The 15,007-nt window shown below is 66.4% G+C and carries 10 protein-coding genes; 6 read left to right on the top strand and 4 right to left on the bottom strand.

Annotated elements, in window-relative coordinates:
* Positions 1-21 precede the first annotated feature (21 nt).
* Positions 22-720 carry a helix-turn-helix transcriptional regulator gene (locus B2747_RS03670; protein WP_343125859.1) on the bottom strand — a complete coding sequence of 233 codons (699 nt, stop codon included), beginning with the start codon at positions 718-720 and terminating at the stop codon, positions 22-24.
* Positions 721-853: 133 nt separating this feature from the next.
* On the opposite strand from B2747_RS03670, the gene B2747_RS03675 reads away from it, so the two are divergent.
* Complete coding sequence (locus tag B2747_RS03675; RefSeq protein ID WP_291156995.1) at positions 854-1,204, top strand: hypothetical protein; 351 nt, start codon at positions 854-856, stop codon at positions 1,202-1,204.
* Between the two features lie 21 nt (positions 1,205-1,225).
* Here the strand turns inward: B2747_RS03675 and B2747_RS03680 are convergent, their stop codons facing one another.
* Positions 1,226-1,783: a DUF6624 domain-containing protein gene (locus B2747_RS03680; RefSeq protein ID WP_291156996.1), complete on the bottom strand. Its 558-nt coding sequence runs from the start codon at positions 1,781-1,783 to the stop codon at positions 1,226-1,228.
* 200 nt (positions 1,784-1,983) lie between these two features.
* On the opposite strand from B2747_RS03680, the gene B2747_RS03685 reads away from it, so the two are divergent.
* From B2747_RS03685 to B2747_RS03695, 3 genes are all read left to right on the top strand, one after another.
* Entirely contained in the window at positions 1,984-2,280 is a 297-nt protein-coding gene (locus B2747_RS03685) for a hypothetical protein (protein ID WP_291156997.1), read from the top strand.
* Positions 2,281-2,313: 33 nt separating this feature from the next.
* On the top strand, positions 2,314-2,778 hold the full coding sequence (locus B2747_RS03690) for a YeeE/YedE family protein (protein ID WP_291156998.1): 465 nt from the start codon (positions 2,314-2,316) through the stop codon (positions 2,776-2,778).
* Positions 2,779-2,903: 125 nt separating this feature from the next.
* Positions 2,904-3,239, top strand: a complete 336-nt coding sequence (locus B2747_RS03695) for a DUF6691 family protein (RefSeq protein WP_414652174.1) — start codon at positions 2,904-2,906, stop codon at positions 3,237-3,239.
* A gap of 37 nt (positions 3,240-3,276) precedes the next feature.
* Here B2747_RS03695 and B2747_RS03700 read toward each other — a convergent pair whose 3' ends face one another.
* Complete coding sequence (locus B2747_RS03700) at positions 3,277-4,179, bottom strand: alpha/beta hydrolase family protein (protein ID WP_291157002.1); 903 nt, start codon at positions 4,177-4,179, stop codon at positions 3,277-3,279.
* Between the two features lie 163 nt (positions 4,180-4,342).
* On the opposite strand from B2747_RS03700, the gene B2747_RS03705 reads away from it, so the two are divergent.
* Together B2747_RS03705 and B2747_RS03710 are read left to right on the top strand one after the other, a co-directional pair.
* Complete coding sequence (locus tag B2747_RS03705; protein WP_291157004.1) at positions 4,343-5,287, top strand: OmpA family protein; 945 nt, start codon at positions 4,343-4,345, stop codon at positions 5,285-5,287.
* A 73-nt stretch (positions 5,288-5,360) separates the two neighbouring features.
* On the top strand, positions 5,361-6,773 hold the full coding sequence (locus tag B2747_RS03710) for a Glu/Leu/Phe/Val family dehydrogenase (RefSeq protein ID WP_291157006.1): 1,413 nt from the start codon (positions 5,361-5,363) through the stop codon (positions 6,771-6,773).
* A 52-nt stretch (positions 6,774-6,825) separates the two neighbouring features.
* Here the strand turns inward: B2747_RS03710 and B2747_RS03715 are convergent, their stop codons facing one another.
* Positions 6,826-14,982 carry a GH36-type glycosyl hydrolase domain-containing protein gene (locus tag B2747_RS03715; protein WP_291157008.1) on the bottom strand — a complete coding sequence of 2,719 codons (8,157 nt, stop codon included), beginning with the start codon at positions 14,980-14,982 and terminating at the stop codon, positions 6,826-6,828.
* Positions 14,983-15,007: the final 25 nt, after the last annotated feature.

The raw sequence follows: 15,007 nt of genomic DNA on the forward strand, positions 1-15,007 counted from the left end.
CGCGTGTGTTGGTGCGGCGCCTTACACCGGTTCAACACGGACGCCGTGGCGTGCCAGTACGTCGAGGCCGATGTCCTGGGGACGTGAACGGAATTGCTGCGTCTCAACGTCCACGCGTTCGAATCGGTCCAGCCTGAAGGTGCGCGGCTCCTGTCGCAGGTGGTCATGAGCCAGCACATACCACACCGGCCAGCAGATGAGCAGCGCGTGCGGTTCCAGCCGTCGTCTGGTGGTGGTGCCGTCGTCTCGCGTGTAGGTGGCCGTCACGACTCGCTCGTCGACAAAGGCGGCCTGCAGGCTGCGCATCGCGGGCCCATCGGGCGTGATGTACGAGGCGCGTACCGACGGCGAGGCCGGACTGCCCAGCAGGATACGCTCGCGGAGCGGAGCAAGTCTTCGGCGCTCGCTCGCCGGAAACACGTCCGCCAGCTTGCGCCTTGCCCGTGCCGTCTCGTGGCCGAACATCGGGAGACCGAGACGCTCGGCCACGGCCAGCGCCAGCAGGGCGCATAGCGCCTCTTCGCGCCGCAGCTGCACCATGCCCAGACCCCAGTTGCCGCGCAGACGCAGGCCGCCTCCGCGCCCGCGCGACGACTCGACGGGATAGCCGCGATCGCGGAGGCGGTCCAGATCGCGAAAGATACTGCGCGGGCTTACACCGAACTCCTCGGCCAGCATCTCGGCGGTGATGCCAGGTCGATCCCGCAGTTCGCGGGCGATCTACTCACAGCGGTCGCCGCGGCTCTGTGTGCGAATCGTGGGCATGAATCAAATATGACATACTTCGGCATATTTGGTGGCATTCTGCGGATTCATCGACTGTAGTTCATCCCGCGTACCGGAGGATTCCGCCATGACTGCCGCATCCCCTGTCCCGATGTCTTCGCTGCCCGCTGCCTTTCTTGACGCCAACGTGGTGGTGGAGTGGGCTCCGTTCCGCCTTGCGGATGGCGTGAGCGAAGCCGAACTGCTTTCCGCCTCCGATCGCTTGCACGAGGAGGTGCTGCGCCATCATCCCGGCTTCGTGCACCGCGAGCTCGTTCGGCTCGAAGGCGGTCAATGGGCCGACCTCGTGTTCTGGCGCAATCAGGAAACGGTGCAGGCCATCATGGCCCAGGCGCCACGTGATCCGGTGTTTGGCGCCTACTTCCGCTGCATGAAGGACGGCAGCATGGCGCTGGCGCAGCGCGTGCGGCTGTATTGAACGGAGCGGGCCGCCGTCGCCTCAGCGTGGCGGCGGCCACACCACTGGCACCTTGAACTGTTCCTGCATGCGTCGCACGTAGTCGGTCATGGGCGGTAGCCCCACGGCGGCGCGTCGTGCGTCGAGGCCTGTCGTGTCGCCGATGGGTTCGGGCACCAACTTCCCGTCCAGCAGCGTGAACTGCGTCGCGTAGCGCTGCGGGGCACCACGTTTGACCATCACCCGGTCAGCCAGCATCGCCACATCATCCGGCGGCAGTGCGCCAGTTGAGGCCAGGCGTTCGAGCTCCGGCAACATGCCCGCTTGCCATGCGGTGTCGGGACTGTGCTGCAGGATGAGCCAGGCCGCTTGTGCCGCGGAATCCGAACCTGCAACGGTCGGTGGCCATCCGAGCCGGGCGACCTGGTCCTTCAGCCAACGACTGCGGACACTGTCTGCACGCAACGAGGCGAACAGGACTGCGGTATCCTGCGCTTCCACCGCCTTCACCAACGCGTCACGCCCACGCTGGTCCTCCTCGCCGAAGCGCAACAGCGAATCGGTCACGGCGATCGGCCACGGACTGGAAGAACCGGACACCGTGCGCGTTGTATCCGCCACCGGTGCTCGGCGATCCGCATCAGCGATGCACGCGCTGCCGCAGAATGCAACGGACACAACCAACAGCCTGACCTGCGTTCGGGGCATGGAATGTTGAAAGGACGGTGACACACGATCGGTTGCCATAGTATGGCATCCCACGCACGTTCTCACCACGGCTCTTCTCACGGAGGAATCGCTTGCACCACGCCTCGGCGCTCCTTGTGGCGTTGACCATGCTGCTTACGTCCATGCCGGCACGGCCCCTCGCAGCGCAACTCGCCGAGCTGCAGCCCGGCACGCGGGTCCGGGTGCGCGGAAGCGATGTCGCGGGTGGCCTGCAGGGGGTTGTGCGGTCGCGCAGCGGCGACTCGCTGACCGTATCGCGTCCGAACGGCCCGCCCATTCCGCTCGCCCTCAGTGCCTTGTCGCGCGTGGAGGTTTCGCGTGGCAAGAGCCGCGGTCGCGACGGCCTGCAGTTGGGCATCGCCTGGTAGCCCCAGCGCGTGCGTCGGGGCCATACTGAAGGCATGGCATTCTTTCCCAACGGCTGGCAGCACTATCTCATCGGCGGCCTGCTCATCGGCAGCGGTGTTTCGCTGCTCTTCGCGATCACCGGTCTCATCGGTGGCATGAGCAGCGTCTACTCGTCCACATGGTCGTGGATTCTGCGCACGCCGTTCTTCCAGCAGCCGCGCCTCGTGAACAGTAGGCAGTGGCGGCTGGCGTACGCGGGTGGCCTGATACTTGGTGCGGCGCTGTGGTGGTTCCTGCTGGGCGGCGGCGCCCGTGTCGCTGTCGAACTCTCGCCACTGCGGCTGCTGATTGGCGGTGTCCTGGTGGGCTACGGCGCCCGCCTCTCGCGCGGTTGCACCTCGGGGCATGGCATCTGTGGACTGGCCTCACTCAACCGACCGTCACTGCTGGCCGTGTGCACATTCATGCTCACGGCCATCGTGACCGCGAACCTGCTTTCACGCGTGGCTTCGGCATGAGCACCACGTCGTTCACGACCGGACAGGCCACCAGCACCTCGCGCGTTCCCGTACGCGCGCGTGGCCAGTTGCTTGCCGCCACGGTGGCGGGAGTGCTGTTCGGGTTTGGCCTGTCACTCTCCACCATGATTCAGCCGCGTGTGGTGCTCGACTTTCTCACGCTGCAGGACTTTGGCCTGATGCTGGTGCTTGGCGGCGCCGTGCTGGTCACCTTCGTGGCCTATCGCATGCTGCCGCGCCTGCGCACGACACCACTGCTCGGTGGTGTGTTCGGACAGCACGAGTCCATCATGGATCGGCAGACCATCATCGGCGCCGCCATCTTCGGCATCGGTTGGGGCATCTGCGGCGTATGTCCCGGCCCCGCCATTGCGGGACTCGGCGCCGGCAGCTGGGAACTGCTGTACGCGATCGCGGGCATCGCACTCGGCGCGCTGGTGCAGGGCCTCACGTCAAAGTAGGCTTCGCAACTGCGTGCCGTGATGAGGTGCCCTTTGGTCAGCGGTGCAGACCCACTGCCTGCCGAATGAACGCCGCGACCGGCGGCCAGAACCGTGTGCCCGGGGCAATCACACCGAAGTGTCCGCCCTCCGGTGCATCGAGCAGCGTGACCCGGTCACCCGCACGTTGCGCCGCCGACTGGTAGGCCTTGGCTTCGTCGGCGGTGAGCACCGTCGCACTTACGAGATACTGCGCCGCACCAAACGGCAGACGTGCGAGCGGTGAGCCCTCCGCGTAGCGTGCAGAGACTTCGCTCGGCGTTCCTCCCATGAACGGCGCGATCACCGGCCTGCCGCAGATCTCTGCATCACGACCAACCAGACCGGCCAGATCACCCGGCCCATCAATGGCCACGGCCGCATGCACGCGTAGGGGATTGTCGCCCCGTACCACACTGCTGGCCGGCAGCGTATGACGTGCCGCAGCCCAGAGTGCGAGATGAGCACCGGCCGAGTGTCCGATGACCACCACGTGGCTGGTGTCGATCGGATAGCGCGTGGCCAGCGTGCGCGCATGATCCACCGCCGACGCGATGTCGCGATAACTGTTGGGCCAGCCACCACCCGGATCACCAGCCTGCCGATACTCCACGTTCCATGTGGCCATGCCGTCATCGACCAGCGCGCTGGCCACGGCCGCAGTATTGCGTCGGGTCGCAAAGCCGCGCGTCCAGCACCCACCGTGAATGACCACGACCAGCGGGAACGGCCCCTGGCCTTTGGGTAGACGCAGTTCACCCACCTGGAGAGAATCCGTGCCATACGACACCACCGCGTCGGGTGTGCGACTTGGCAGCGTATCAACATCACGTGGACGGAGTCGCTGGGCCTTGGCCGTTGATGCGCCGATGAGGAGGCTTGCGAGGGATGCAAAGACAACGGTGGGTAACGCGTATCGCATCGGTCAGTTCACTGTGGCAGGAGACGGCGTCAATCATCGCTGCCGCCGCGCGGCTGCGCCAGTGACATGCGTGTTGCTTGCCAGGGCGCGGACATCGGGGACATAGTAGGGTGACAACGCGCGTCCGCACGGGCGCTGTCCCCCACACAACGGAGGCATTCGCATGCACACCCAGTGGCGTGTGGCTTTGTGCGCCGTATTCACCACCGTCGCGGCGGCGTTCGTCGGCGTGGTGACGCCCAACGCGCTGCTCGCGCAATCCCGTGCGGCGCCCGCCTGCAGTGGCAAGGTGTATGGTCAGGGGCGGCGCGCCATTTGCCTGCCCCAGGGCGCGGCATCTTTCGCCGACTCCGTGGTGTCCTTCGCGCCGGGAGCCCGACCCTCAGAAGGGGATTGGGCGCAGCCCCGTTTCGCGCTCGGTGAACCGGATTACACGCGCACCACAGCGCCCGGCTTTCTCTCGCTGGGCTGCGATGGCGTGCTGGTGCTGCGTTTCGACGACAACGCCCTCGTCGACGTGGACGGTCCCGATCTGTACGTCTTTGAAGTGGGACCTGCCGTCGAAGCCACGGAACTGGCGGTCTCGGTAGACGGGCGAACGTGGCTCGAGGTGGGGCGCGTCGAAGGCGCACGCGCAGAGCTGGAACTCAGCGGTGTCATTGACCCCGATGAAGCGTATCGCTATGTGCGGCTCACCAACCGAAGCCGAACCTGCGGCGGCCGGCACTCGGGCGCTGACATCGACGCCGTGGCAGCGGTAGGTTCGGCGCTGCGCCTCGCACTCGATGCGGCCGTGTTGTTCGATGTCGCTTCCAGTACGCTCAAGGCCGAAGCCAACGGTGCCATCGCCAACGCGGCGGCGATCATTCGGGAACGCCGGGCCACGCGCGTGCTGATCGAGGGCCACACGGACAGCGATGGCGACAATGCAGCCAACGACGCCCTGTCGCTGGCGCGTGCCTCCGCGGTGCGCGATGCGCTGGCCGCCGCCGGCGTCGAGCGCAGTGTGCTGCGCGTTCGTGGACATGGTGAACGCCGGCCAGTGGCGCCCAACGACACGCCCGCCAACAAGGCACGCAATCGGCGCGTGGACCTGCTGATACGCTGAGATGGCGGCATCGCGCGCACGGATGCGCTAAGTTTCAGGGACGTTTTGCTGTTCCCACCTCTGCTCTCGACCCATGTCCACGAGCTTTCTGGCCCAGGTCAACGACGCGTTTGACCGCGCGGCCTCGCATACCCAACACGACCCCACGCTGCTGGCACAGATCCGCGCCTGCAACGCCGTCTATTTTGTCAGCTTCCCTATCCGCCGCGACAACGGCAGCATCGAAGTCATTCAGGGCTGGCGCGCCGAACACTCGCAGCACAAGTCGCCCACCAAGGGCGGCATTCGCTACGCGCCCAACGTCACCGACGACGAAGTCCAGGCGCTTGCCGCGCTCATGACGTACAAGTGCGCCATCGTGGATGTGCCCTTTGGTGGCGCCAAGGGTGGCGTCAAGATCGACCGTCGTCAGTACTCCGAGGCGGAACTCGAGCGCATCACGCGCCGCTACACCTTCGAGCTGGTCCGCAAGCGCTTCATCGGCCCCGGCATCGACGTGCCGGCGCCCGACTATGGCACCTCGTCCAAGGAGATGGCGTGGATTGCCGATACTTACGCCTCACTCGCCAATGGTGAGCTCGACGCCATTGCCTGCGTAACGGCCAAGCCGCTGGCACAGGGCGGTATTCGTGGCCGCACCGAAGCCACCGGCCGCGGGGTGTTCTACGGACTGCGTGAAGCCTGTGACGATGGCGAGGCCATGAAGAAGCTCGGCCTCAGCCGCGGTCTCGAGGGCAAGCGGGTCATCGTGCAGGGCCTCGGTAACGTGGGATATTGGGCCGCGCGCTTCCTGCACGAAGCTGGCGCCAAGGTGGTGGCGGTAGCCGAATACAACGGCGCCGTGGCCAATGAGCAGGGACTCGACATCGTGGCCCTCGATGCGTGGCGCAAGGAACACGGCAAGCTGCTGGGCTTCCCCGGCGCCACCGACATGGCCGATTCCATGGCGGCCCTCGAGCTGCCTTGTGACATCCTCGTGCCTGCGGCCCTCGAGCATCAGCTCACCGGCGAGAACGCGCCGCGTATTCAGGCCAAGATCATCGCCGAAGCCGCCAACGGCCCCACCACACCCGAGGCCGAGGCCGTGTTCGCCGAGCGCGGCGTGCTTGTACTGCCCGACGTATGGCTCAACGCCGGCGGCGTGATCGTGTCGTACTTCGAGTGGCTCAAGAACCTGTCGCACGTACGCTTCGGCCGCATGCAGAAGCGCCACGAGGAAGAAACGTTGCGCAAGTTGCTGCGCGCCATCGAGGGCAAGACCGGTACCACGTTTACCGAGGCGGAAGCGTTGGCGCTCACGGAGGGCGCAGACGAGCAGGATCTCGTGGCCTCTGGTCTGGCGGAGTCCATGATCGTGGCCTACCGCCAGCTCGTCGAGGTTCACCGGCGTATTGGCAAGCCGGAAGTCACGCTGCGAACCGCCGCCATGGTGAACGCCATCGACAAGGTGGCGCAGAGCTACGTGGATATGGGCATCTTCCCCTGATGTCGTCTCCCGGCCGCCGCGCATCTCGTGCGGCGGCCGGTGTGCAACACACTCACGTAAGCCGTGAGGCGGCGCGCCGCGGACTATGCCACACCTCCACGACGTGCTGCGCCGCGTCGTCCACCAGCGGGATCCACGGTCCGGCCAGATCGACGCCATCCACCGTGACGCATCCCTCTTCGCGCGCACTGATCCCGTCGTGGTGCACGGTGATCAGCCAGGTGCTGCGCCCCACGCGATAGGTCAGCGTGTAGGTGCTCCAGGTCGGCGGTGCGAGGGGCCGAATGCGCAGAAGGTCGCCATGCCGATCAAAGCCAAGGATGCCCTCGAGGCCCACGCGATACATCCAGCTCGCGGAGCCTGTATACCAGGTCCATCCGCCGCGCCCTTCCTGGCCGGCAGCGGTGTACACATCGGCAGCCACCACGTAGGGTTCCACCTTGTACACCGCCACCTCTGCCGGTGTGCGCGCGTGCGACAGCGGATTGATCATCTGAAAGAGCTCGAAGGCCCGCTCGCCGCGTCCCTGTAGTGCGGTGGCCAGCACCGCCCACCACGCGGCATGCGTGTACTGGGCGCCGTTCTCTCGTACGCCCGGCAGATAGCCCTTGATGTATCCGGGGTCGTGTGTGGACACATCAAAGGGCGGGGTGAGCAGCAGAATCATGCGCTGCGCCTCGCGCACCAGATGCTCCTCCAGTGCCTCCATGGCCATGGCCTGACGCTCTGGCCTTCCCGCGCCCGATATCACGCTCCAGCTCTGCGCGATGGCATCGATGCGGCACTCCGCATTGCCACTTGAACCCAGTGGTGTACCATCGTCGAAGTACGCCCGTCGATACCAGGCTCCGTCCCACCCGTGCGTTTCCACGGCAACCCGATAGGCCTCGGCCTGCGCCCGGTATGTCGCGGCACGCTCGGCCGTGCTGCGCTCCGCGAAGGCCCGCAGCGTGGCGATGAGCAGCCACGCCAGCCATACGCTTTCCCCGCGCCCCTCCACGCCCACGCGGTTCATGCCGTCGTTCCAGTCTCCACCGCCCATGAGCGGCAGACCATGAACTCCGGTGGTACAGGCATGCTGCAAGGCCCGGTGACAGTGATCTGCCAGCGATCCCACGTCGTCACTCACTGACGGCAGATCGTAGATCTCGTGTTCGTCGGGTTGCAGGCGGCGCATGGTGAGATAGGGCACCTCGACCTCCAGCACACTCGCATCGCCGGTGGTCCGCACATAGTGGTCCACCACATAGGGCAGCCACACGAGGTCGTCCGAGAAGCGGGTGCGCACGCCGCGACCACTCTGCGGATGCCACCAGTGCTGCACGTCGCCTTCCACAAACTGACGCGCGGCACTGCGCAGAATGTGCGCACGCGCCAGTGCCGGCTCCGTGTACACCAGCGCCATGACGTCCTGCAACTGATCGCGGAAGCCGTAGGCACCACTGCTCTGGTAGAGCGCGGAGCGCGCCCACAGCCGACAACTCACGGTCTGATACAAACTCCACTGGTTCAGCATCACGTCGAAGCTGGGCTCCGGCGTCTGCACCACCAACGCCCCGAGGCGTTCCCGCCACTGCGTGACCGAGGTATCGAGCGCCGCCCGCGCCGGCTCCACGGCACGAAAGCGCGTCAGCAATGCGAGGGCCTCAGCCTCACTGGGCGCAGCGCCCAACAGCAGCATCACTTCCCGCGATTCGCCGGGTGCCAGCTCCAGCACGCAACGCAGAGCGGCGCAGGGATCGAGACCGGCGCCAGTCTGACCGGCCAGCGGCAAGCCATTGGCCAGGATACCCGGCGCCTCCACGGTACCATGACGGCCCAGAAACTCGCGCCGGCTGCCAGTATGCTCGATGACCGGTTCGCTGATGGCGTGAAACGCCGTCCACTTGGCAAACTCCGGATCGAAGGTGTTGCGTGCCAGCACCGCACCGCTGGCGCGATCAAAGGCCGTGTGCACCTGGTGCTGCGTCTGTTCACGCTGCACACCCAGCACCCACTCCACGTACGTGGTCAGCGTAAGGCGCCGCGGCCGATCGGTGATGTTGGTCACGAGCAGTCGGCCCACTTTCACGGCGGTGTCGTCGATCATGCCAAGCGTGTACTGCGTGGCCACACCGTCGCGTACATGATCGAAGGTGGTGCACCCGGTATCGTGCTGCACGTTGTAGGGCGCGGACGAGCGCATGGGGGCGGGGGTGGGGCTCCAGACCGCACCCGAGACCTCATCCCGCAGATACACCACTTCCCCCGGCGGATCGCTCACCGGGTCATTGTGCCAGGGTGTGAGCCGATAGAAGTAGCTGTTGCCGGCCCAGGTGCAGCCACCTCCACGCTCGGTGACCAGGAATCCGCCCTGCGGATTGGCCACCACGTTGGCCCACGGAGCCGGTGGCAGCGTATCCCCGTGCACCTGGATGGCAAAGGCGCCGGTCGATGTCAGGGCGCCGAATCCGTTGGGGAAGGATTGGTGTGGAAGGACCGACGCATCGGGCGGCGCGTTGCCGCGCGCCGGCGATGGACGGGGCGTGGGTGCGCGCACGCCAAGCGCGCGCGGAATCACCGTGACGGCAGTGGACGCCGATGTAGGCGGGGCCGCCGCCGCGAGGATGCGGCTGAGTGCGCGCCCATCGCACGACAACTGCAGGCGCGCGGTGGTGCGCAACATGAGTAGCGTGTCGGCGCTGAGCAGGTCTCGACGACGCACGAACACCCCGCCTGGACGCTCCAGCAACCCGGAGTCACTCACCGCATGTGCCGCGGCGGCGATGCGATCTGCGAGGTCCTGCAGATAACTGGGCGCCCGTTCATCGAGAATGACGAGATCGATCAGCAGGCCACGCCGATGCAGGAACCGATGGGCGGCCAGCAGTTCGCGCAGCGTGGGCAGTCCATCCGCGCTGTCGATAGTGGCCAGCAAAATGGCGCGGTCACCCGACACGCCCGCACTCCACAAGAGCGACTGCGAACCCCGATTGCGACGCAGGTCGGCCTGCGAGGCGCGCAGCACGGGATGCCCGAACAGCATCGCACTGCCGAGCTCCTGGAACACTGCGGCATCGGCGGGCGTGAGGCCCAGTTCGCGCAGCTCCACCTGACTCGAGATCCACGCCAGATCGAGCGCGCGCTGCGCTGCGTGCGGATCGCGATAGCGGTCGGCCAAGGCAAAGGCGCGCTCGCGGCTATCGCCCACCAGACTGGTGTAGGCCACCGAGGCCACCTGCCCGGGTTCGAGGCGCAGGCGCGTGCGCAGCGCAAAGATGGGATCAAGCACCGCGCCGGTCGTGCCGGAGAGGGGGCCGTCCACCTCGAGCGCGAGTGGATTCCGCGTGGAGCGGCCGCGCCCAAGGAATCGGGCGCGATCGGTTTCACAGCTGACGTCCCCCACACGCTCGCGGTCCGTTGCCACCACATGTACAAACCACCGTGGCGGCTCCAGCGCGGAGCGCGGGCGACGGGTGGCCGTGATGGCTCCGCACCACGCATGCCACGCGGTCTCCACGAACAGGTTGCCGAAGGCCGGGTGCGCGCGATCGGCGTCAGCCGAAGCCAGTACCACTTCGCCGTAACTCGTGAGTTCCACTTCGCGCGGACTGCGGCCGGTGTTGGTGAGCGTGATGCGCCGCACCTCAGCCGCGTCCTGCGGCACCACCGCAATCTCCGTCCGTGTGTCGATGGCCCCGTCTCGTCGCTCGAAGGTCACCCGATCGGTGGCAAACCACGCATGCCAGCGATCGGCGGGCGCACACACCGGCTGGTGTGCCGTGGACCACGTGCGATCGGTGGTCAGATCTTTCACATAACAGAACTGGCCACTGACATCCCGCGTCCCGTCTGCCTGCCAGCGGTTGACCGCGAGGCCGTCGTGATGACTGTATCCCGCACCGCTGGTCGTGAGCATGACGGTGTAGGGCTGATGTCCGAGAATGGCCAGATGAGGGGTGGCGGTATCGGGGGAGTCGAATTCGCGCACCACCGGACGGTCGAGGTCCGCCGCCGGCAGCCCGTCATCAGGCCGTGACGCCCGCGGCGTCTGCACTACCACTTCACGCGGCACGCGCTCGTGCAGCAGAAACTCCACCGAACGCATCAGCGGGTCGTCATGGAAACGTTGCTGCCACACCGAGTCCCGCAGCACGTTGGTGAACGCGACAAGGCTCATGCCGATATGGTGCGCCATGTAGTTGTGCACGACCGCGTGGCGTTGTCCGGCGGCTGGCCGCGTGTAGTCCACCGCGTCGCGAAACCCGTAGGGCCCGAGGGCTCCCAGCGTCTCCAGACGGGTCAGATTTTCCAGGGCCTCAGTGGGATCGAGCATCATGGCCAGCACCGACGCGTACGGCGCCACCACCAGATCGCGATCCAGTCCCCGCTTGAGTGCGAGATCCGGCACGCCGAATGCACGATACTGATACGTGCGATGACGATCGCGCACGTTGTGGGCACTCTCACTCATGCCCCAGGGAACGCCACGGGTTCTGCCATCGGCCATCTGGCGGATGAGCGCGCCCTCGTAGGTCTGCGCGAGCACGGTGCCCGGCAGCGCACGCATGACCAGCAGCGGCATGAGATACTCGAACATGCTGCCCGTCCACGACGCCAGGGCCGGAGCGCCAGCCGTCCAGGTGAGACGGCGACCCAACCGGAACCAGTGCTCCACCGGCGCGTCATGCTTGGCAATGGCCACGAAGCTTGCCAGACGCGCCTCCGAAGCCAGCAGATCATAGTGCGACGCATCAAGCACCCCCGTGTCGGCGGCGGCACCGATGGCGAAAAGGCGCAGCCTCGCGTCGAAGAGGAAGTCGAACTCCATCGCCGTCACGTCATCGCGTGCGAAGTCGGCCAGGACCAGCAAACGCTCGCGCAGCGCCTCATCCACGTCGGCTTCACGGGCCATGCCGAGACAGGCCTGACGCAACGCCAGCAGATGGCCGGCGAGGTTGCCGCTGTCCACGGTGGAGATGTAGGCCGGCTCCAGCACCGAGAGATCACGCAGATCGTACCAGTTCAGGTAGTGACCGCGTTGACGCTGAAGACGCGCCATGGTCGCCATGGTGCGCTCCAGTCGACCGGTCATGTCTTCGCGTGTGATGAAGCCGAGATCCTGCGCGCTGACAATGGCCAGCAGATGCAGCCCCATGTTGGTGGGGGAGGTGCGCATGGCCACCACCTGTTCCGGATCGTCCTGCATGTTGTCCGGCACCAGCCAATGCGTCTCGGCGCTCACGAAGTGTTCGAAGAAAGCCCAGTGCATGCGGGCATACTGCAGGGCACGCTCGCGTCCGTGCGCGCTGAGCGGACGATCGCGTGAGGTGCCAGGCGCGTCGAGCAGAGCCAGCACCCGCGCAGCGAGGCCGCGCCGCGCCGGCACCGGCTTCGCGTCGACGACGCGCTCACTTTCCGAGGCCGATTGCCATTCGAGCAGATGGCGATGCGAAACGAAGACCCGCCAGAGCGTCCGGGCAATGGCATCGGCCGACAACCAGGCTTGATGCGGCAGCAGCACCAGCGTGAGCAACACCTGCTGCGCGCTGGCGCGGGCATCGCGCGCGACAGCCGCGTAGTAGGCGCGCCAGGACTTGCCCCATGGTGGGCGTACGAGCGCAAAGAGCAGCGACATGATCCAGGGTGCCGCCACCGCCGCCAACGCCAGCGTGGCCCAGCGCAGTGACGACCCGGGTACCAGCAGCAAACCACCAAGCAGGAAGGCCAGCTGCCCCAGTTCCACGAGACTGCGCCGCAGGTTGTCGAGAATCTTCCAGCGCGACACCAGGGAGAGCCGATTGCGTTCGGGACCGTCGGGACCTGGCACCGTGCGTGTGAGCCACGGCAGCAGCTGCCAGTCGCCGCGAATCCAGCGATGCTTGCGTCGGGCATAGGTCGCATACCGACTGGGATAGTCGTCGTAGACCACGACATCGGTCACCAGGCCGGCGCGCGCGTAGTTGCCCTCGATGAGATCGTGCGAGAGGAGAGTGTTCTCGGGAAAGCGACCGCGCGTGGCACGCTCGAACACCGCCACGTCGTAGATGCCCTTGCCGGTGAAACTGCCCTCATCAAAGAGGTCCTGGTACACATCCGACACGGCCGTGGTGTAGGGGTCCACCCCCGGCTCGCCCGAATGAATGGCTGCGAAGCGCGAGCGGTGCGCGCTGGGCAACGACACGCCGACACGCGGCTGCAGGATGCCGTGACCCTTCACCACCCGGCCGCGGTCGGCGTCATACACCGCGCGGTTGAGCGGATGGGCCATCGCTCCCACGAGCAATGGCGCGGCCTCCGGCGGTAGCACGGTGTCGGCGTCGAGCGTGATGACGTAGCGCACATGGCGTAGTACAGCTGAATCGCCCACCATGACCGTGAAACCGTCTCGCGCACCGCTGAGCACGAAGCGGTTGAACTCCTCCAGCTTGCCCCGCTTGCGTTCCCAGCCCATCCAGACGCCCTCGGCGGCGTTCCAGCGGCGCGGTCGATGTATGAGATGAAAGGCGTCGTCGACCTCGGCCGCATATCGCACATTGAGGGCGCTCACACCGTCCACCGCTGCACGGAGGATGTCGGCATCGGCCGGCGTGTGTTCGGTGGCGGCATCAGTGAAGTCGCTCAACACGGCGAAGTGCAGATGCGGCTGCCGATTGGCGAGGTACTGCACCTCGAGGTTCGACAGGATGTCCTGTACCTGCTCGACCGAGTCGAACAGCGTGGGCATGACAACTGCCGTCCGGCATGCCGCGGGCACTCCGTGCGTGAGCAGATCGAGTTTGGGCAGGCGTCGCGGCGGCAGCATGGCACTGAGCAGGCGATTGACCACGTGCACAGCGATGTCGCTGGCCGGCAGCAGCGCCAGCAACAGCACGAAGGGCCAGGCGCGACGTGCCTCCGGCCCCGCCATCCACAGCACCAGCGTCAGCGCCACACCAGTAGCTGCCAGCACGCCACCCACGAACACCACGTTCGGGTGACGGAGAATCCATCGTCGGATCGCGTCCCACGTGCTCACCCGACAGCCGGTGTGGTGCTCGAGTTCGAGGAGGCCATCATCCACCAGCCAGTAGCCTACATGGCCCTGACGTCCGTCTCCGTTACGGGCACGCCGCAACACTTCGGCCGCCACATCGGTCTCACTCCAACCGCTCTGTCTGGCCACGCGCTCCACCACATGCCGATAGGCGTCACGCGACTCGAATGTCATCCGGCCATACGCGTTCTCGTGATCGGCACGCAATACGGCGTCCACCCGACTCTGCCGCTCCACCAGAAGACGCCAGTCGAGACGGCCGACGACACGCAGGCTGGTGATGCTGTTGGCCATCACGACCTGGGTGAGCGCCAGACGCTGCGTGGCGCGCGCGGTGGCGTCCTCTGCGCTCAGCGCCTCTTCGGCAATCCAGTGTTGCAGCCGGACAACCGCGGGCAGTGCGCCGCCCTCGATGCGCAGGCGGTGCAGGAAGCGCGCAACGAACGTGTCGGTGAGTGCCGGCGGATCGGCCGTGAAGCGTTCGAGTGCGAGTTCCATCGCGGCTCGCCCCTCGGCGGCAGCGATGGTGATGTGAGCGGCCGCTTCGTCAGCCCGCGCCACCTCCGCCAGTCGCTGCGTGGTTCGCAGACTCATGCGACGCACATTCTCGATCAATCCCAGCCGCAACATGGCGGGTACGGCCCACAACTCGCCAAGCGTCAGTCCGGCGCCATCCTGGAAGGCCGAGAGAAAGTTCTCGAGGTTTGCCTCGTCGATGCGCCCTTCGCTGTGCGAGATGAGCGTAATGGCCAGCTCGTACACGCGCGGATAGTCGGCCAGGGGACCGGTCGCCAGTTCCGGCAACTCCCGATAGTAGCGACGCGGCAGACTCGCACGCACTTCGTGAATGTGCTCTTCGATGACATGGTAGTTGTCGAGCAGCCATTCACCAGCCGGTCCCACGTCATTGCGCGCATCGCTCGGCGTGTCTCGCTGCGCATCGTTGTGTGCCAGCAGACTGCCGTAGGCCATCGCCAGCAGTCGCCGCGTGTCCTCCAGTCGAGCCAGCAGCGGGGCGTGTGTCGCGCGCGGCCGATCGGCAATCTGTTGACCGGTCGCCAGATCGCGGGCGCGTTCCGCCAGATGCTCCGGGCCGAGGAGTTCGCCGCGGATGGGACCGGCGAGCATATCCTCACCGACCATGGTTCGGCGCGACAGGCGCCAGAAACGGAAGTCCGACGTGTTGAAGAACACGATGAGACGATACCAACGGCACGAG

This window comes from Gemmatimonas sp. UBA7669, assembly GCF_002483225.1.
Classification (GTDB): Bacteria; Gemmatimonadota; Gemmatimonadetes; order Gemmatimonadales; family Gemmatimonadaceae; genus Gemmatimonas.

What these genes read in the sequence shown, in the direction of transcription:
- B2747_RS03695 (WP_414652174.1), top strand. Translation starts at nt 2,904, where the DNA reads ATGATTCAGCCGCGTGTGGTGCTCGACTTTCTCACGCTGCAGGACTTT.
- B2747_RS03705 (WP_291157004.1), top strand. Translation starts at nt 4,343, where the DNA reads ATGCACACCCAGTGGCGTGTGGCTTTGTGCGCCGTATTCACCACCGTC.
- B2747_RS03675 (WP_291156995.1), top strand. Translation starts at nt 854, where the DNA reads ATGACTGCCGCATCCCCTGTCCCGATGTCTTCGCTGCCCGCTGCCTTT.
- B2747_RS03690 (WP_291156998.1), top strand. Translation starts at nt 2,314, where the DNA reads ATGGCATTCTTTCCCAACGGCTGGCAGCACTATCTCATCGGCGGCCTG.
- B2747_RS03710 (WP_291157006.1), top strand. Translation starts at nt 5,361, where the DNA reads ATGTCCACGAGCTTTCTGGCCCAGGTCAACGACGCGTTTGACCGCGCG.
- B2747_RS03700 (WP_291157002.1), bottom strand. Translation starts at nt 4,179, where the DNA reads ATGCGATACGCGTTACCCACCGTTGTCTTTGCATCCCTCGCAAGCCTC.